Here is an 18,037-nt window from a genome sequence, read left to right as displayed (position 1 = left end):
CTTCGTGCGTCTGGTGAACACTGCCACGCCGGCCGGGATCGCCGACATCGGCGCAACTCGATGTACCTGGCGCGAAATCAGGAGCTGGTTTCGTCGCGAAGCTCAAGGTGCGGCCGGTCACCTCCCAGTGCGGCCAGCACGGTCCGGTAGGTCAGGTCGGCCCGCGCGCCCACGTCACCCGCCGCGATGCCCAGTGCCGGTGAGTCCGCCGGCAGCCGTGCTGCTTCGTGAACGACGGCCAGGTAGAGGGCGCAGCACCACGCCGTATCGGTGGCCGTGATCTCGCCGGCTTCGCGCAACCGCCTGAACAGCAGCTCGAGCCCGGCCGTGACCTCCGGGCTCATCGGTGTCATCTTGGTGGCCGGGTCCGCGGTGAGTTCCATGATCGCCCGGCTGTCGACCTTGAGCTCGAAGAGCAGCTCGGTCAGCCGGTACAGCGCCGCGACGGGCGGCGCGGTCGCCACGCGTGCCTGCTCGAGCCCGTGCAGGTAGCGCTCGTTGAGCAGGCAGGTCAGCGCCTCCAGCAGGGCCTTCCGGGACGAGAACCGGCGGTGGACGGTGGCGCGCGCGAGTCCCGCGGCGTCGGCGATCCGTTCCAGCGTGGCGGCCGGATCGACCGCGAGCAGCTCCTCGGCGGCCGCCAGGATCCGCGCCGTGCTGCGCTCCGCGTCCGCCCGCAAGCGCCTCGGTTCGGCGTCTGCGCTCACCCGGAACCCCTCCTTCTCGCTCGGCTCAACCGAGACGTCCCGCATCAGCTTACATCCGAAGCATCGACGTCTCGAATCACCGGCTAACTGAGGCTTCGGTGTAGCATTTGTAGAGTCAACTCAGACGCGAACGGAGAACCATCATGGATCTGGATCTTGCGGGCAAGCGTGTCCTCGTGACGGGGGCGAGCCGGGGCATCGGGCTGGCGACGGTCGAGGCGTTCGTCGCCGAAGGCGCCGAAGTCGTCGCCGTGTCGCGGAAGAACACCCCTGAGCTCGAAGCCACCGGCGCGACGTTCGTGTCCGCCGACCTCCTCGACCCCGGCGCGCCGCGGCGGGTGCTCGACACCGTGCTCGCGAGCGACCCGCGCCTCGACGTGCTCGTCAACAACGCGGGCGGCGGGGATGCGTTCGACGCGGACCTCCTCGATCCCATCGGCGGTTCCGGCGCGGCGTGGGACGACGTGCTCGCGCTGAACCTGCGCGCCGCCGTGGAGATGACGCGGGCCGCGCTGCCGGCGTTGTCGCGGGCGCGGGGAGCGATCGTGAACATCAGCTCGAGTTCCGCGCGCGACCCGCGTGGGGTGCCGCTGTCCTATGCCGCGGCCAAGGCCGGGCTGAGCGCGTTCTCCCGTGGGTTGGCGGAGAAACTGGGGGAGACGGGCGTCCGGGTCAACGTCGTCACCCCCGGCGCCACCCGGACCGCGATCCAGACGAGCCCGGACGGCTACGTGGGACGGCTGTCGGCGAGCATGGGCGTGGACCACGAGTCGTTTCTCGCGGCCATGCCGGAGCAGTCGGGAATGGTGACCGGCAAGCTGATCGAACCCGCTGAGATCGCCCGGGCGGTGCTGTTGCTGGCGTCGCCGGCGATGCCCAGCGCGGTCGGCTCCAACTGGATCGTCGACGGGGGCGCCCTCAAGACTCCGTGAAAGTCTTGCCCAGGTGAAGCGTGTAGCTCGAGTAGCTCGGCCGGCGCAGCTCGAGCTCCACGCTCACGGGGCGACCGCGCTCAATGTCGAGGCGCTGGCCCGAACTACCACGATCCGTGCTTTCGGCGCCCAAGCCCTCACCGACACCGAGCACCCGGCTCATCGGGGGTTCGACCTCTGCCACGCTTGCCGAGGCCGTCACCGGCCGGTTGGCGAGGGATCGGTGTCGTCGTGGCGTTGAACGGCACATCGGTCAAGCCATCGCGCGCACACCAGGCACACGCCTGCTTCCGGATGCTGACTCAGGCGGATCAGTTCCGTATCCGGGTACTGGTTACCGCAACACCAGCATCGAGTCCCCGAGGCCCTGTGCTGCTCAGGTTGGACGCTCGGGTGTTCACCTTCAGCCAGTCGGTGACTCGAGAAGGTAACTGAGATGCCGTCGATCAGCCAGCCTTGAGCCGCTGCTCGGCAGGTGCGTGCACAGATCAGGTGTGCTTCGAGGTGGGCCCTTGACTGTGACGACGAGGCAGCGGGCGGGGGGTTGTGGGCCATCGCGAGTCATACCTGTTTCGTGGTAACGGTTTTCGCTGATGCACGACGTGTCACGAGATCGTGCAGGAACGCCGCGGCCAGGCCACCCACGACGGGTGCGACGAGGTATGCGGCCAGTTGAGCCCAGGGCACGCTCCGGCCGGTCAGAGACAGCACGACGTCTGGGCCGAGGGTGCGGGCCAGGTTCACCGATGCGCCGGTGAGCGGTCCGAACACCATGATCTGGGTCGCCAACGCCAAGCCGATGCCGAACCCGTGCACGCCTCGTGGTGCGTCCGGCGAGACGGCCAACGCGAACACGGCGATGACCAGGATGAAGGCGCCCACGGCTTCGGCGAGCATGGCCTGTGCAAAGGAGACGCTCGGCCCGAAGGATGTCGCGCCGAGGCCGGCGTCGAGTGCGGTGCTCGTGTACGCCGCGTAGACCAGTACCGCGGCGAGGAATCCGCCAAGAAGCTGAGCCACCAGGTAAGCAGGAACCTCGCGCCAGGCGAACTTGCCGCGCGCGGCCAGGGCGAGGGTGACAGTGGGATTGAAATGGCCGCCGGATGTCGCGCCGAAGGCGTAGATGGCCACGGCGAGCGCGAGACCGTGCGCCAGCGCGACGATCAGCAGGCCTCCGCCGCCGGCCGAGGCGGCAGTGACCGCCACGGCTGCGCCTATACCGAATGTGCACAAGATCGCGGTGCCGGCCAGCTCCGCGAACAGACGGCGAACCAGTGCGACATGCACAGTGAGGAGTCCTCCCTTACCGGGGCCGCAACGTGGCCCAATGGACGTGCTTGCGTCTCCAACCTGCCGCGAGCCGATATCGCGGCATACCGCCGAACCTCGTGAAAAGTCTTACGGATCCCTTACGCGGCAACGCTGCTCACTGACCGGGAACCGTCCGCCGGCTCGACGACTTGGGTTTGGGCGCGCGGTTCGCGGCGTTGCCGCGCTCTGAGGTCACTGAGCTGGCTTTGTTCGGGGAGGACGCCGGGTTGCGGCGAATGGGCGATTTTGTTTTGTTGAGCAGGTTTGGTGTCCGTCATCCGTCCATGGCGATCGTTCCTCAAGGGGATTTGCTCGATCTGCTCGCTGCCGCTGGGCGGGAGGAGCCGGCGTTCCGGTTGCGGATGGGTGCCGAGGCGACATCGGTCGTCCGGGCGCATGGTCGTCGTCGGCGTCCGGTGTCGGTACCCAGGTCGAGGTCGAGGTCCGGGCCGATCTCACGGTCGCCTGCGATGGCCGTCGTTCTGTTCTGCGTGCGGCGTCGGGTCTGCCGGTGAGGGAGTTCGAAGTTCCGTTCGACCTGACCCGCGCCCAGTCTGCGCGGCGGCAACCGCGTGCAGGCAACGATCGCCTGCTGCTGACCGGTCCTACGAGTCGCGGGACAAATATTCGGTCCAGCCGCGCGCGGCCCGCAGCAACCCTTCGTGGGAAGCATCGTCAAAGGCGCGCAGCTTCAGGAAGTGCTGCGTGATCGTCAGGCCGAGGATGCCGCTCACGGTGATCAGGGCGCGCAGGTGGGCGTCATCGCCCTCCAGTGACCGGGCGAGGTTGTCGACGCGTTCGTCGAGATAGGACCGCATCGTGTCAGCGGCTTCCGGCACCGTGAGCATCGACCTGACGAGTGCGCTCGTCTCCGGGGGCAGTTCGCGCAGCCGCTTGGCGAGGACCTCCAGCAGGTGCTCGGCGGCGCTCTCGGCATCGTCGCTGGGCAGCTGAACGGCGGCGGTGAACAGAGCCGCCTTCGAGCCGTAGTGCTGCATCACCAGCGAGGCGTCCACGCCCGCCGCGCCGGCGATGCCCCGGATCGTCGCGCCCTCGAAGCCACGGGTCGCGAATTCCTGCCGCGCGGCGTCGAGGATCCGCTGGGCGGTACGGGCGCGTTTGGCGTCGCGGGAGGTCTCGGTCATGGCTTCACTCTACAGTCGTTGAGCGATTCGTGTACCGTCTCACTCAACGGCGGTTGAGTGGGCTGCCCGCAGCGGATCGGGGACCTGGCGTGGCACTGATCGCGATCGAAGAACATTGGAACCTGCCCGAGCTCACCTCGGCGGTGAAGGCACTCCCGGAAGACCGCGGTGACCCGAGCGTCGTGTTCGACGAGCTGGACGGCAACCTCGAGCGCCTCCACGACATCGGCGATGCCCGGATCGCCGCGATGGACGCCCAGGGCGTCGACCTGCAGATCCTCTCGCTGGCGCCACCCGGGACACAGCCGCTGGAGCCGGCGGACGCACGTACCCTGAGCAGGCGGGCCAATGACATCGCGGCCGAGGCCGTCGGCCGGTACCCGGCGCGGCTGCGGGCCTTCGCCACCCTGCCGATGGCGGACCCGGAGGCCGCCGCCGCGGAGCTCGGACGCGCGGCCGGTCTAGGGTTCGTCGGGGCGATGGTCTACGGGCGGACGGCCGGGACGCCGCTGGACGACTCGCGTTACGACGACCTGTTCGCCGCCGCCGCGGCCCTGCGGCAGCCGATCTTCCTCCACCCGCAGATTCCCTCGCGCACGGTCCGCGACGCCGTTTACAGCGGCTTCGACCCGATGACCGATCTGGCCTTGGCGACGTTCGGCTGGGGGTGGCACGTAGAGGCAGCGGTCGCCGCTTTGCGCCTGATCGTCCGCGGCACCTTCGATCGCCACCCGGACCTGCAGCTCGTGCTCGGCCACTGGGGCGAACGGTGGACATCGAGAAGTTCCTCATCGAGTTCCCGACCGACGAAGACCGCGGCAAGTTCACCGCAGGCAACGCCTGCTCCCTTTTCGGGATCGACATCACATCACGGAAGGAACAGCAATGACTCTTCAAGAAAATGGCTCACCCACCCGCGCGGTCGTTCTCGGCGGCGGCGGCACCGTTGGCGTCGCTTGGCAGACGGGTCTGCTCGCCGGACTGCGTGAAGCCGGCGTCGACTTGGCGGAAGCACCGGCGATCGTGGGAACGTCGGCGGGATCCCTGGTCGGTGCGCTGCTGGCCGGCGGTCGTGACGTCACCGACGCGCTCGCCATCTTGGCGGAGGTGGGGAAGAAGCTCGACTTCGACAGCTTGGGGGCGGGCTCGCAAAGCTTCCTGGACGCGTCGCGCCAAGCCGTCTTCGCTGCCGACCCGCGGCAAGCGCTGCGGGCGATCGGCTCGGCAGCACAGGAAGCGTCGACCGCACTCACCGAAGACGACTACCTCGGCCTGCTCGGAACACTCGACGGTGTCGCCTGGCCCGCCGGGTTCCGCTGCACGGCGATCGACACCGGCACCGGCGAGCTTGTCGTGTGGGGCGAAGAATCCGGTGTTCCGCTGCTGCACGCGGTCGCGGCCAGTTGCGTCGTACCGATGTTGTTCCCCGCCGTCACCATCAACGGAAACCACTACATGGACGGCGGAATCGTGAACCACCTGAACGCCGCGGCGGCGCCACCGAGCGACGTTCTCGTGGCCGTGTCCTGCCTGCCGCTCGAGGCCCCGAGTGGCGCACCCGGCAGCGATCGATCCCCTTCGACGATCAAGGCGGACGCCGAAGTGGCCCAGCTGCGCGAAAACACCCGGGTGGTGGCCGTCGACCCCGACTTCGGCGACCTCGAAGCGCCGGTGAAGATGATGGACCAGGAGACCGCCGGCCGGGCGTTCCACATCGGCAGGCGCCAGGCCGAACGCGAGGCGGCAGCGATCCGGGCCGTCTGGGACTTCTGAATAGTCAGCGGGATCCTGATATTGGCGGGTTGCCTCCGGAGGTAGATCTCGTCGCCGCTTACTGGGGTGCCGGCGCTCAGCTCCGCTTCACTGGTGAACCCGGCTGCTCGACGCGGACATTCTGGCCGGCGTCCGTGTCCAGTTTGTCGATCTCTTCCTGCGTCGCGTGCCACACCGGGCGGCCGCCGAGAGACCGGATGGCATCCCGGCGGAAGAGCAGTGCCCACGGCGCCCAGCCCTTCTGCTGGACCAGCCAAACGACGTGTTCGAGCTGTTCCGGGTCATGACGTCGGCGTCGGCTGCTTGCTGATGCTCGTCGAGAACTTGAGGGAGCGGTCGGCTTCGGCGCGGAAGGTCGAGCCGTCGTCGTTGCTGTAGGCCTCTCCGCCGCCGGGGTACGGGCTGGAGTCGTTGTACGCCAGGCCATAGCAGCCCGTGGTGGTCGCCGAGCGGACCAGCAGGCCGTACCGTTGCCCGGCCACGACGGAGATGCCCGGCGCCACCGTGACGTCGCGCGGTGACCAGCCGATCTGCGCGGCCGGCACCAGCGTCGAGCTCAGCGCGTCACCGGTCGGCTGGAACGCGTCGTTCGCCCGGTAGACGCTGATTTCGAGGCCCGCGTCGGGGTTGCCGGCCTGGAAGCTCGTGTATGAGACGGCGGACAGCGTGCCGGTCCGGCCGGGCACGAACGTCTGGAACCGGGCCACGCCGGAGCCGATGTCGCAGTACCAGCGGAAGCCGCTCACCCCGTCCGCCTGATCGACGTCCCGCGGCGGGATCTGGTGTCCGGGTGCGCCGGTCGCCAGGGTGAGGGAGAACGAGCTCTGACAACTGATCGGCTCGATCGCCCCGGCGGCGGTGAAGGTCAGGGGAGCCCAGTAGTAGTTCGCCAGAGCTTCGTTGCGTTGCCTGTCGTTCCAGAGGTCGCTGGCGTAGAGGTAGGTCGTGCCCGAGGTCGTCGGGATCGCCGAAACGAACGCCGGTTGCCCGCCGCACGAGTCCGCGCTGATTTTGGCCGGCGCCGACCACGGGCCGAGCGGGTTCGCGGCGGTCCGGTACGACGTCCCGGTGCCCGCGCAGTAACCGCAGTTCGGGTCGGAGTAGGTCAGGTAGTAGACGGTGCCGCGCTTGAACAGCGCCGGCGCCTCGGTCTGCTGCTGGCCGAGCCGGGTGTAGTGGCCCGTTCCGGTGCGGTAGTCGCCCGAGAGCCGCTCCACGACGAGGTCGCCGTTCGTGCGCCAGTCGGTGTAGGCGAGGTATCCGGTGCCGTCGGTGTCGACGAAGACGTCGTGGTCTCCGTTGTTCACCCCGCCCACCGGGGCGTTGTTGTTCACCGCGAGCGTCGGCACCGGTGCTTCGGTGAACGGTCCGGCCGGTGACGGGCTGGTGAGCACGCGGAAGCCGACCTGGTTGTCGTAGACGTTCACCCAGAGCACGTACTGGCGGGTCCGCGCGTTGTAGCCGACGTGCGGCCGGAAGCACCCGTACGTGGCCCCGTTGCAGCGGGTCTGCCAGACGCCGGTGGGCTCGAAGAGCCGTCCCCGGTCGGTCCAGTGGACCAGGTCGGGGGAGGTGTAGACCTTGAACCCGCAGAACGGCGAAGTCGTGGCCTGCCAAGCGAATCCGCAGTCGTAGCTGGTGCCGTAGAGGTAGTAGGTCCCGTTGAAGAAGGCGATCTCGCCGTCGTGAGCATCCACCGAGTCGCCGTGCGTGTCGAACCGGATGACCTGGTGGCCCTGCGCGTCGAAGTTGGTCACGGTCGTGGTGAACGGTGCCGCGCTCGCGGGGAGCGCCAAGGCAAGCATCGCCACGAGCGTGAAGACGAGTGGGCGAAGAATCTTCATGGTGGTCTCCAGCCTCGCTCATCTTCGTTTCCTGAAACGATTCAAGCGTGCAAGGTACGTGCCCTGGATCGCGGACGTCAAGGTGCGCTGAGCTGATCGAGTGTCTTATTGCGCGTCAGCCGGACAGGATCGACGCCGTTCCTTGTTTCCCTGCGACTGAGGCTGTAAGAAGTCTCTCGGCTGATTGAAACGTTTTATGGCGTCAGGAGACGTTCATGCGCCGGTCGGGAACCTCGATGAAGAGGCGAACCGTTGTCGTCGCGCTCGCGCTCGTCGCGGCGGTCACACCCACTACCGCGTCGGCGGAGCCCGCGCACGGCGGCCCGCTGCCGCCGACGTCGCTGCGAGCCGACGGCCAGGTGTCGAACGTCCTGACCGCCAGTCCACAGCCGACGTTCGCCTGGACGGTTAACGACACCGGACGTGCGGAAACCCAGACGGCGTACGAGATCCGCGTCGACGGACCGCGTTCTCACTGGGACTCCGGGCGCGTGCCGTCGGCGAACTCGGTCGACGTCACCTACAGCGGGCCGGCATTGGACAGCGACCGCACCTACCAGTGGTCGGTGCGGACCTGGAACAGCCAGGGCCGCCCGTCGCCGTGGTCGGCGCCCGCGAAGTTCGACACCGGCCTGCTCCGGCCCGCCGACTGGTCTGCGTGGTGGCTGCAGGTCGACGACGGCGCGCTCGTCCGGGGCAGCTTCGACGTCACCAAGCCCGTCGCCCGCGCCCGGCTGTACCTCGGCGCCCAGGGCGTCGCGGAGCCGCATCTCAACGGCGCCCGCGTCCAGTCCGACCGGGTGCTCGACTCCGCGGTGACCGACTACGCCGCGCGCGTGCTCTACCGCGATCTCGACGTCACGAACCTGGTCAAGCCCGGCCGCAACGCGCTCGCGTTCATGGCCGGGAAGGGCCAGTACACCGGCCGTCCGGCGCTCGTCGCACAGCTGAACGTCACCTACGCCGACGGTTCGACCGCGCGCTTCGGCACCGGCCCGGACTGGAAGGCCCACGCGGGCCCGGTGACCGGCGACGACTTCTACTACGGCGAAACCTACGACGCCCGCAAGGAGATCGCGGGCTGGGACACCGCCGGGTTCGATGCCGGCGCCTGGCCCGCCGCCGTCGCGGTGGCCCCGGCGGCCCACCGCCAGAGCCTGGCGCAGGGGAAGCCGGTCACCGCACTCGACACGACGACCTGCTGCGGCTGGTCTCCGGCGGCGGCGACCGACGGGATCGACGGCTCGAGCGACGCGTCGGAGGGCTACCACTCCGCCATCGAGTCGAACGCCGACAGCACGAAGTGGGTGCAGGTCGACCTCGGCTCGGCGCAGAAGCTCGGCTCGGTGGCGCTGTTCCCGGCCCGGCCGACCAACGACCCCGCCGGAGACTTCACCGGCGCCGGCTTCCCGGTGCGCTACCGGGTCCAGGTCAGCGACGACCCGGCGTTCACCACCGCGACCACCGTCGCCGACCGCACGGACGCCGACCAGGCCAACCCGGGCACCGCGGCCGTCACCCTGCCCGCGAACGTCACCGGCCGGTACGTCCGGGTGACCGCGACGAAACTCGCCTGCGTCGGCACCAGCTGTACCTTCCGGCTGGCGGAGGTCGGCGTGTACGGGCCGAATCCGGCGGTGGTCGACAGCGGAGTCACGCAGCTGCAGCCCGACACCACCCCGCCGGCCCGTATCGTCGCGAACTTCAAGCCGGTGAAGGAAACCCGGCCCGCGCCGGGAGTGCGCGTCTACGACTTCGGCCAGAACCGCACCGGCCAGGCGACCCTGCGCGCCGCGCAGCCGGCCGGGACGACGGCGTCGCTGAAGAAGGGGGAGATCCTCGATGCGAACGGCCGCGTCACGACCGCGAACATCAGCTTCACCGGCTCCGAACCGCCGCGGCAGACCGACCACTACACGTTCAGCGGCACCGGGACCGAGACGTACCTGCCGCACTTCAACTACGCCGGCTTCCGCTACGCCGAGCTGACCGGTGTTCCGGACGACGCCGCCGTCACCGTGACCGCGCAGGAGATCCACACCGATGTCGCCTCGACGGGCGGGTTCGACACGTCGGACCCGGGGCTCGACCAGATCCAGGCCGCCGTCACACAGACGCAGCTGAACAACCTCGAGTCGATCCAGATGGACTGCCCGACCCGGGAACGCCACGGCTGGCTCGGTGACGCCGCCGACTCCGACCAGGAGGCGATGGCCAACTTCGACATGCAGGCGTTCTACACGAAGTGGCTCGGCGACATGGTGACCAGCCGCAACGCCGACGGCAGCCTGCCGTCGGTCGCGCCGGTCAACGGCCGCACCGACTGGGCCACCGACCCCGCGTGGGGCACCGCGTACCCGCAGATCATCTGGGACTCCTACACCCAGTACGGCAACGCGCGGCTGCTCGCGACCCACTACGACCACGTCAAGGCGTGGGTCGACTACCTCGGCACGATCAGCGACGCCGACCACGTCGTCGTCAACCCGCCGACGTCCTGGGGCGACGACTGGCTCTCGACGGTCAGCACCCCGCACGGCTACTTCCAGACCGGCTTCTCCTACTTCGACACGACGCTGCTCGCGAAGATGGCCGGAGTCCTGGGAAAGCAGGCCGACGCCACGAAGTACAACGCCCTGGCCGGGCAGATCGCGACGGGCTTCCTGAAGCGCTTCTACTCCGCCGAGACCGGTGTCTTCGGCACCGGGACGCAGCTGTCCTACGCGCTGCCGCTCGTGTTCGGGCTCGTTCCGGCCGGACGTGAGCAGTCCACAGTAGACCGTCTGGTCGCCGACGTCGCGTCGCACCAGAACCACGTCACGACCGGGTTCGTCGGTACCACGCTGGTGTTCCAGGCTCTGGGCAGGTACCAGCGCAACGACGTCGCGCTCGCGATCGCGCAGCGCACCGACTACCCGAGCTTCGGGTACATGGTGAACCAGGGCCCGGGGACCATCTGGGAGAAGTGGGACAACTCGTCGGCGCCGGACGGCACGTCGTCGAAGGATCACATCGGGCTCGGCGGCGCGATCGGGCAGTGGTTCCAGCAGCAGCTGGCCGGGATCCAGCCCGGCACCCCGGGCTGGCGCGAGTTCACGCTCTCGCCCGCCGTCGCCGGCAACCTCACCCACGTGACGGCGTCGCAGCAGACCGTGCGGGGAACCGTGGTGAGTTCGTGGCGGCGCGACGGCAGCACCCTCACCTACCACGCGACGGTTCCGGTCGGCGCGAAGGCGACGATCCGGCTGCCGCTGCTCGGCGGCAAGCAGTCGTCGGTACGGGAGAACGGGCGAACGATCTTCGCCGACGGCCACGCCGCTCAACCCGACCCCGGCCTGACGGTCGGCAAGGCCGACGACGAAACACTCACCCTGACCGCCGGTTCGGGGGACTACACGTTCACCGTGACACCGCCGCGCACGCCGTACACCCGGCTCGCGCTCACCACGGGCACGCCTGTCCCGATCACCGCGGGCGCCGGCGGGGAAATCCCGGTGGTCGTCGAAGGCCGGTCCACTGTGGCCGGTCAAGCGACGCTCGGAGCGCAGGCCCCGGCGGGCTGGACCGTGACGGCGACCCCGGCCGGGATCCCGTTGACTCCGGCCACTTCCGAGACGCCGGCGAGTGTGCGGATCAGCGTGCCCGCCGGCGCCGAGAGTGGTGTCTACCCGGTGACGCTGACCGTGAAGGTGCCTCGTGGGGAGGAGGCGAAGACGACGGTGAACGTGCCGGTGTTCGGCAGCTGGGCGAGCGGGACGACGGCGTCGGCGTCGAGCGAGCACGCGCCGAACGTGGTGGGCAGCGCGACCCGCACCTATCTCGCGGCGAACGCGATCGACCACGACCTGGCGACGTTCTGGAACGACGACACCGACAGCCGGTACCCGGACACCCTGACCGTGACGGCGCCGGCCGCGACCGCGCTGGCCGGCGTCGGTTTCGCGTCCCATCCGGACGGTGTGCCGACCGAATTCACCGTGCAGACCTGGGACGGTGCGCAGTGGGCCGACCAGGTCCACGTCGCCGGCAACACCGCGGTGTACCGGTGGATCCCGTTCCCGGCCCCGGTGACCACGACCCAGGTGCGGATCGTCGTCGTGGCCGCGCAGAACAGCTTTTCACGGATCGCGGAGGTGTCGCCCTGACGCGGCGTCGACCAGCCTTGGGCCGTGTCCGTCAGGCGTGTCGTGCTCGTGAGCCGGCGAGCAGTTCGAGCAGGTGCGCGTTCTGGGCCAGGTAGTGACGGTCGGCGGGGTGTGCGGTAGCCGCGGACCAGGCTGCGAAGTAGGCGTCGGAGGCGGTGTCCGGTGCGTAGGTGCCGCCGGCCGCAGCGACAGCCGCGGCATGCGCGACAGCGCCGGATGCTGCGGCTGTGCGCGCGGCGGTGGCGGCCTGCTCCGCGATGTTCGCGGCGGCGAAGCCTTTCGCGACATTGTGGATCCCGGCGTACGCGGTCGTGAGTGCGGCGGCCGCGTCGATGGCGTCCGCGGCGACGTTGGCCGCGTGTGCGGCCCCCGCCGCGGCGGCCGTCCACGGCGCCGCGTCCCCGTCGGCGGCCCGGGACGCCGCCATTGCCGCAGCCGTGAGGCGACCGGTGTCGGGACCGGTGGCCGGATCGGCGACGACCGCGCCGGCGGCCCGGCGGCCTTCCAGGAGGTCGTCTGTCCCGAGCACGCCGTCGAGAAAGCCTTGCGTGGCCTCGATGCACTGGAGGATCCGAGCGTCCACCGGGTGTCGTTCCTCGAGGTAGCCGAAACTGCGTTTCGCGCAGCCGGCGGCGAAGTGCCGCAGTACGTCCGGCGGGATCTCTTCGACGAGCCTCATCTCGCTCGCGGCGAACTTGGTTCCCTGATGGGAGGTTTCGCCTCTGGCTTCCGCCGCGAACCAGCGCTGTCCGTAGACGTTCCGGACGGAGTCCCGTGGTGTCGGCGATGCGTGCAGTCCGTGGGCGCAGCAGACGATGGTCCCGCTCACCTCGTTCCATTCTCCGACGCGCCAGGACAGGCTGCCGCTCGCTGAGGTCAAATCGTCGCTGACGAACCGGTAGCACTCGGTGATCGACATTGTTTCCTCCGGCGGGTACGCGGCGGGCCGCACTCTCACCGTACAGCGTATCGTGAATTCGTACACCGTATCGCCAGACCGTCGTGACTCCGCTAGACTCACCCCGTGCCCGCATCGCGTCGCCCTGCCCAGCCTCGAAGCGAGCCACTCTGGGTTCGCGAGTCCACGCACGCGTCGAAGCCTCGGCCGCTGACCCGCGAGCGGATCGTCCGGGCGGCGATGGCCGTCGCCGATGACGAAGGCCTCGACGCCGTCTCCATCCGCCGGATCGCCGGTGAACTGCAGGCCCGCCCGATGAGCCTCTACTCCCACATCGGCGGCAAGGACGACCTGCTCGACCTGATGCACGACGCCGCGGTCGAGGAAACGCTCGTGGGCGATGTCCCCGCCGACTGGCGCGAGGCCCTGCGGATGCTCGCCCGGTACAACCGGGCTGCCGCCCTGCGCCATCCCTGGCTGCTGGCCACGCGGGACACCGGATGCCCCGTCGGCCCGGCCTCGCTCAAGCGCCTGGACGAATCCGCGGCCGCGGTCCGCGGGCTCGACGCCGACGGCGCCGTGCGCCGGGCGCTCGTTCTCGCGGTCGACACCTTCACGTTCGGCCATGTGCAGGCCCAGCTGTCCGGGGGGATCCGCCGCCGGGCCGCGGACGAGGTGAACGCCGCACGCCGCAAGGTCACCACGGAGTACGTCCAGACCCGGATCGAGGCAGGCGAGCTTCCCCATCTCGCCGGCACCGGTGTCTCCGAGCTGCTGTACGACGACGATCCCGAGGCGAGCTTCGAGCTCGGCCTCGACTGGCTGCTGGCCGGGGCAGCCGCGTCGCTGTCCTGACCGGCCCGGAACTCGTAGCTTCCGGAGCCGGCCCTGGTACCTCGCGTAGCCGTTCCGCGACGTTCACGAGCTGGCCGCGGCGGGCTACCTGAACGGGCTGTTCGGCGGCCCGGCCGGAGGCAGTCCGCTCGCCCTTTCCCTCGCCGCGTCCGTGCCCGTAGGTACATGGCGGTTCTCAGCCGCTTGGCGCTCCGCTTCAGATCCGGCCGTGCAGCATTCGCAGCAGGCGGTCGAGGACGCGTCCACTACTGACGCGAAGCCCGTCGTGCTCGTGTTCGTCGGTCGCCCACAGCCGTAGGTCCCTGATCGCCACCGGCAGCTGCGTGGGGGTTACCGCGCAGTCCGTCGTTGACCAATATCCCAGGCCCGGCATCGTCTACCGGCCGGTACGCGATGCCGAACCGATCGCCGTACGACTGGTCTGGTGGCTCGACGACCCCCACCCGGCCACCCGCACCGTGCTCGAGCTGCTAACTGATCTTTATTTGATGGCTCGCTTGGGGTTTCTTCCCCTGTGACGTATGGCTTTGGCGATGGTGGCGGGGTGCTCACGTTGCGCATACAGCGCATCGGCGGGGACGACGAGATCGGTCACCTCGGCGATCTCGACCTGATCCAACGCGACCCAGCTGCCGTGGCCCAGACACGCCATCACCATCCGCGCCCGCTGCCCACCGTCGCGGGTACCCCGCACCGGCTTCCGTCGACCGCGCCCGCACACCCGCCTTGGCTCTGGCCGCGGCCAGGTGACCGGCGAGGAAACCGCCGATCGCGGCGTCGAACCCGTCGCCGGTGAACGCCGAGAGCGCACGCCGGACCGCGGACGCGTTCGGCGCGAACCCCCGAGCACTTCGCCTGCACGGCGAACGGTGCCCGGTGCCCGCAATGGAAGATCTGACGTCTCAATCGAGCACACATGGACGGATCTCGGGTATCCAGGGTACAAGTTGGCGGATATCCCGTAGTTGAGTTGATCTTTGCGGCGAGGGGCGGTCACGGAGCCGATGATGAGGCCACGGCGATCGTTTCGACGCCCACAGACCATCGATCCAGGAGTCCGTGATGTCCATGCCACCACCGTTCACCCGGCGGTTGGTACAGCCGGAAGAAGGGGAACTCCTGCACGCCGCAGGCGGTGTCGTGAACCGCGTGCTCGAGGACGGCAGCGTCGTCGGCCGGCGCCTGGGGGTACTCGAGTGCCGGCTGCCCGCCGACTGGGCGGGACCGCCACAACACGTCCACCGCGCTCACGATGAGACGTTCTACGTCGTGCAAGGAACAGTCCGGTTCGCCAGCGCCGACCTCGTGGCCGACGTCTCGGCAGGCGGATTCTTCAGCGCGCCGATCGGCACTCCGCACGGATTCGGCAACCCGGCCGGCGAACCATCGCTCATGCTGTGCACCGTTTCCCCGCAAAAGTACATCGACTACTTCCGTGAGCTGCAAGCGCTCACCCGCGGCTCAGCTCGGCTCGACCGCGATGTCCTCGCAGAGCTGATGGAACGCTTTGCCACGGAGCTCTACCCGGGAGCCGGGCGTGCCGCACGATACTGTGCCGATCGTTACTAATCCGACCACAGTCACGGCCGAATGGCTTCGTAGCAACGGTTACGTGCCGGACAGGGGTCGGCCTACTTTTGGCCGGATTAGTAACCCGACCACGCCGACAGTCACCGTCGTCGGCGCCGGACCGGTCGGCATGGCCACGGCCGCGCTACTCGACGCGGCCGGTATCGCGGTCGACGTGCTCGAGCAGACCGAGCGGCCGAGCGACCGGTCCAAGGCCACCACGGTCCACCCCCGCACGCTCGAAGTGCTGCGCTCCGTACGGTCCGGCTCCATCAGCTTGGCGGATCGGATGGTCGCGGCCGGGACGCCGTTGCCTGCCACACATTTCGGGCTCTTGCCCGAGCTGCTGGACTACCGGAATCTCGATACGCCGTTTCCGTTCGTTCTCATGCTCCCGCAGGCCGACACCGAAGCCATGCTCGCCGCCCATCTCGCCGCGCGCGGAGTGCCGGTGAGCCGTGGCGTGCGTGTCGACCACATCGCTGGGGAAGGCGACGCGGTCCGGCTCAGCTGCGGCGGCCCCGGCGGCGCGCACGCCCGCACCGCGCAATGGGTGGTGGGTGCCGATGGAGCGCGGAGCACGGTCCGGCGCGCACTGGGCATCGGGTTCCCCGGCACCGAGCCCACGTTGTGCGGCTTCATCGCCGATGTCGAACTCGACGCTCCGCCGGCTCACCCCCACCTCTGGAACGCGGCAACGGGGTCGCTCAATGCACTTCCCCTACCCAGCGGCGGCTTCCGCGTCTTCGGTTGCGCGGCCCGAGACACCGGACTCGACCCGGTCGCCGTGCGCGAGCGCCGCGCCCGGCCGTTGGCAAGGGGCGAGCTGCGCGAGCTGATGACGGCTATCGCGGGGACCGACTGGGGCTTGCGGAAGGTAATTTGGTCGTCCCGCAACACCGACGTCACCCGGCATGTCGAGCGGAACCGCCTGGGGCGGGTACTTCTCGTGGGCGATGCGGCACACATCCACCTGCCGGCCGGGGGACAGGGTATGAACGTCGGCATCCAGGACGCCGCGAACCTCGCGTGGAAGCTCGCTGCCGAGATTCACGGCTGGGCGCCGACACGCGTGGTCACCGGAGCGCAGAGCTATCAGGCCGAACGGCTGCCGATTGCCCGCCGGCTCGCTGACAACACGCTCGCGCAGGCCGCGATCTCGATGACGTTCAGCCCTGCCGGTGCCGCCTTGCGGCGTCTGCTGGGCGACCTGATCGCCCAAGGTGGCGACGCAGCCGGCGGAATCGCGGGGTGGCTCTCCGGGCTGGACGTCCACTATCCACCGCCCGGAGGTGCTCACCCGCTCGCCGGGCACCGCGTCCCCGACCTGTCCACAGAGCACTCTTCACTGCACGCCCTGCTTGCTCCGGATCGATTCGTCCTCGCCGCCTTCGGCGGCCCCGTGCCGGAAGTCCCGGTCTCCACAGCGCCCGCTGCCACGGTCGTCCCGGCAGCCACCGCGAAGAAGTGGGCAGGACTGACGCTCGGCCTGGTCCGGCCCGACGGCCATCTGGCCGACGGTTGGCCCCGCCATCCCACTCCGGAAACCCTGCGATCAGCCGTTGCGTGCTGGACCCAAGCGACGTCAAACCGACAGACAAGGAACCCATCGTGAACACCCTCAAAGTCCTCATCGCCGGCGCAGGACTCGGCGGGCTGACGCTCGCACAGTCGCTCCGCGGCCACAGCATCGACGTCTCGCTGTTCGAGCGCGACTCGAGCCCATGGGACCGTCCACAAGGCTACCGGCTACACCTCGACGCCGACGCGCTGAACACTGTCGCCGAAGTACTCCCGCCGGCGCACCGGGCCGTGTTTGACGCCACAGCGCAACGCACCGAGCCCTTCACGACGATCCTCGACACCGACCTCTCCGTCATCAAGCGCCTCCCCACTGTCGACGAGCACGATCCGGCGACGTGGCCCCACCACCCGGTCCCGGTCGGACACGCCAACGTCGACCGCGCGACGCTCCGGCAAATCCTTCTCCACGATGTCGAGGACGCCGTGCACTACGACAAGGCGCTCACGCATTACGAAAACGACGGAAAGGGAGTCACCGCGTACTTCGCCGACGGCACGTCCGCTCGCGGGGACGTCCTTGTGGGCGCCGACGGGATCCGCTCCGCCGTCCGCCGCCAACGCGCGCCCGGCCACGACGCGGTCGACGCCGGCATCACCGCGATCTACGGGCGCTTGCCGTTGAAGGCCGCAGAGCCGCTCGTTCCGGACCCGGTGTTGACCGATATCTTCACCATTGCCGCCGACTCGCGGAAGGTCTTCCTCGGCCTGGGCCCGGTCCGCTTCCCCCAACCGCCCGGCCAGGCCGCGGCCGAGCTCACCCCCGGGATGGCGATGATCCCGCGCGAGGACTACCTCGTGTGCATCGTCGGCGGCCGACATGAACACTTCCCTCGGCTCGCCGAGGCAGCGACTGCTCGTTCCCGCCACGACCTCCGTGGTCTCGCCGCCTACACCGTCCGCGACTGGCCCCAGACCGTCACGGAGCTCTTCGATGTGGCTGATCCCGAGTCGTTCTTTTCGGTCCGGATGTCCACCAGCGTTCCGCACGGGCTGGACGAGCCCACCAACGTCACACTCCTGGGGGACGCCATCCACGCCATGACCCCTACGCTCGGTCGTGGCGCCAACGTCGCCATGCGCGACGGAGCACTGCTGGGGCGAGCCCTCACAGCAGTCGCCGCCGGGCACCGCGAGCTGCCGAGCGCGCTCGCCGGCTACGAGCAGTCCATGCTCTCCTATGGATTCGACGTCGTGCGGTCCGCGGCACGCATCGGCGAACAACGCATGGCCCAGAACCCACTCGCGCAATGACCGATCGCCCTTGTACGGCACAA

At 69.3% G+C, this 18,037-nt stretch carries 15 protein-coding genes; 9 read left to right on the top strand and 6 right to left on the bottom strand.

Annotated elements, in window-relative coordinates; all coding sequences use genetic code 11:
- Nucleotides 1-77 precede the first annotated feature (77 nt).
- Nucleotides 78-707, bottom strand: a complete 630-nt coding sequence (locus tag A3CE_RS50395) for a TetR/AcrR family transcriptional regulator (RefSeq protein WP_125591714.1) — start codon at nt 705-707, stop codon at nt 78-80.
- Nucleotides 708-850: 143 nt separating this feature from the next.
- Between A3CE_RS50395 and A3CE_RS0107800 the strand changes: the two genes are divergently transcribed.
- Nucleotides 851-1,639 carry an SDR family NAD(P)-dependent oxidoreductase gene (locus tag A3CE_RS0107800; protein WP_020639513.1) on the top strand — a complete coding sequence of 263 codons (789 nt, stop codon included), beginning with the start codon at nt 851-853 and terminating at the stop codon, nt 1,637-1,639.
- Between the two features lie 561 nt (nt 1,640-2,200).
- Here the strand turns inward: A3CE_RS0107800 and A3CE_RS0107790 are convergent.
- Nucleotides 2,201-2,926 carry an MIP/aquaporin family protein gene (locus A3CE_RS0107790; protein WP_026468265.1) on the bottom strand — a complete coding sequence of 242 codons (726 nt, stop codon included), beginning with the start codon at nt 2,924-2,926 and terminating at the stop codon, nt 2,201-2,203.
- A 403-nt stretch (nt 2,927-3,329) separates the two neighbouring features.
- Between A3CE_RS0107790 and A3CE_RS59785 the strand changes: the two genes are divergently transcribed.
- Complete coding sequence (locus tag A3CE_RS59785; protein ID WP_125591728.1) at nt 3,330-3,659, top strand: FAD-dependent monooxygenase; 330 nt, start codon at nt 3,330-3,332, stop codon at nt 3,657-3,659.
- Here A3CE_RS59785 and A3CE_RS0107785 read toward each other — a convergent pair.
- A complete protein-coding gene (locus tag A3CE_RS0107785; protein WP_020639510.1) occupies nt 3,556-4,095 on the bottom strand; it encodes a TetR/AcrR family transcriptional regulator in 540 nt (179 codons plus the stop codon). The genes A3CE_RS59785 and A3CE_RS0107785 overlap by 104 nt on opposite strands.
- Nucleotides 4,096-4,184: 89 nt before the next feature.
- Between A3CE_RS0107785 and A3CE_RS54890 the strand changes: the two genes are divergently transcribed.
- Nucleotides 4,185-5,084: an amidohydrolase family protein gene (locus A3CE_RS54890; protein WP_245589455.1), complete on the top strand. Its 900-nt coding sequence runs from the start codon at nt 4,185-4,187 to the stop codon at nt 5,082-5,084.
- Nucleotides 4,981-5,868 (top strand): patatin-like phospholipase family protein, encoded by an 888-nt coding sequence (locus A3CE_RS0107775; protein WP_026468264.1) that lies wholly within the window; start codon nt 4,981-4,983, stop codon nt 5,866-5,868. Before A3CE_RS54890 ends, A3CE_RS0107775 begins: the two co-directional genes overlap by 104 nt.
- 281 nt (nt 5,869-6,149) lie before the next feature.
- Here the strand turns inward: A3CE_RS0107775 and A3CE_RS0107765 are convergent, their stop codons facing one another.
- Nucleotides 6,150-7,712, bottom strand: a complete 1,563-nt coding sequence (locus A3CE_RS0107765; RefSeq protein ID WP_020639507.1) for a family 43 glycosylhydrolase — start codon at nt 7,710-7,712, stop codon at nt 6,150-6,152.
- A 236-nt stretch (nt 7,713-7,948) separates the two neighbouring features.
- On the opposite strand from A3CE_RS0107765, the gene A3CE_RS0107760 reads away from it, so the two are divergent.
- Nucleotides 7,949-11,857 (top strand): family 78 glycoside hydrolase catalytic domain, encoded by a 3,909-nt coding sequence (locus A3CE_RS0107760; protein ID WP_169523947.1) that lies wholly within the window; start codon nt 7,949-7,951, stop codon nt 11,855-11,857.
- A 31-nt stretch (nt 11,858-11,888) separates the two neighbouring features.
- Here the strand turns inward: A3CE_RS0107760 and A3CE_RS50385 are convergent, their stop codons facing one another.
- A complete protein-coding gene (locus A3CE_RS50385; protein ID WP_043790737.1) occupies nt 11,889-12,776 on the bottom strand; it encodes a DUF7666 domain-containing protein in 888 nt (295 codons plus the stop codon).
- Between the two features lie 105 nt (nt 12,777-12,881).
- Between A3CE_RS50385 and A3CE_RS0107750 the strand changes: the two genes are divergently transcribed.
- Nucleotides 12,882-13,610 carry a TetR/AcrR family transcriptional regulator gene (locus A3CE_RS0107750; RefSeq protein WP_125591716.1) on the top strand — a complete coding sequence of 243 codons (729 nt, stop codon included), beginning with the start codon at nt 12,882-12,884 and terminating at the stop codon, nt 13,608-13,610.
- A 481-nt stretch (nt 13,611-14,091) separates the two neighbouring features.
- Here A3CE_RS0107750 and A3CE_RS56230 read toward each other — a convergent pair whose 3' ends face one another.
- The gene (locus tag A3CE_RS56230) at nt 14,092-14,304 is read right to left on the bottom strand and encodes a hypothetical protein (protein ID WP_020639503.1); all 213 of its coding nucleotides are present in this window, start codon (nt 14,302-14,304) and stop codon (nt 14,092-14,094) included.
- A gap of 368 nt (nt 14,305-14,672) precedes the next feature.
- Between A3CE_RS56230 and A3CE_RS50380 the strand changes: the two genes are divergently transcribed.
- From A3CE_RS50380 to A3CE_RS0107725, 3 genes are read left to right on the top strand one after another with little or no spacing between them, the layout of a single operon-like run.
- Nucleotides 14,673-15,179 carry a cupin domain-containing protein gene (locus A3CE_RS50380; RefSeq protein ID WP_020639502.1) on the top strand — a complete coding sequence of 169 codons (507 nt, stop codon included), beginning with the start codon at nt 14,673-14,675 and terminating at the stop codon, nt 15,177-15,179.
- Nucleotides 15,148-16,794: an FAD-dependent monooxygenase gene (locus A3CE_RS0107730; RefSeq protein WP_245589454.1), complete on the top strand. Its 1,647-nt coding sequence runs from the start codon at nt 15,148-15,150 to the stop codon at nt 16,792-16,794. The genes A3CE_RS50380 and A3CE_RS0107730 overlap by 32 nt, the downstream gene beginning before the upstream one ends.
- Entirely contained in the window at nt 16,791-18,014 is a 1,224-nt protein-coding gene (locus tag A3CE_RS0107725; RefSeq protein ID WP_020639500.1) for an FAD-dependent oxidoreductase, read from the top strand. Before A3CE_RS0107730 ends, A3CE_RS0107725 begins: the two co-directional genes overlap by 4 nt.
- The last annotated feature ends 23 nt before the right edge of the window (nt 18,015-18,037 follow it).

Origin of the sequence: Amycolatopsis balhimycina FH 1894 (genome assembly GCF_000384295.1) — a bacterium.
Taxonomy (GTDB): domain Bacteria; phylum Actinomycetota; class Actinomycetes; order Mycobacteriales; family Pseudonocardiaceae; genus Amycolatopsis; species Amycolatopsis balhimycina.
The sequence above is the reverse complement of the archived record's forward strand: the minus strand, read 5'-3'. Positions and strand labels throughout refer to the sequence as shown.

Excerpts from the sequence above, each read along its gene's own strand:
- A3CE_RS0107800 (WP_020639513.1), top strand. The coding sequence starts at position 851 with ATGGATCTGGATCTTGCGGGCAAGCGTGTCCTCGTGACGGGGGCGAGC.
- A3CE_RS0107765 (WP_020639507.1), bottom strand. The coding sequence starts at position 7,712 with ATGAAGATTCTTCGCCCACTCGTCTTCACGCTCGTGGCGATGCTTGCC.
- A3CE_RS0107785 (WP_020639510.1), bottom strand. The coding sequence starts at position 4,095 with ATGACCGAGACCTCCCGCGACGCCAAACGCGCCCGTACCGCCCAGCGG.
- A3CE_RS50380 (WP_020639502.1), top strand. The coding sequence starts at position 14,673 with ATGTCCATGCCACCACCGTTCACCCGGCGGTTGGTACAGCCGGAAGAA.
- A3CE_RS50385 (WP_043790737.1), bottom strand. The coding sequence starts at position 12,776 with ATGTCGATCACCGAGTGCTACCGGTTCGTCAGCGACGATTTGACCTCA.
- A3CE_RS0107760 (WP_169523947.1), top strand. The coding sequence starts at position 7,949 with ATGAAGAGGCGAACCGTTGTCGTCGCGCTCGCGCTCGTCGCGGCGGTC.
- A3CE_RS0107775 (WP_026468264.1), top strand. The coding sequence starts at position 4,981 with ATGACTCTTCAAGAAAATGGCTCACCCACCCGCGCGGTCGTTCTCGGC.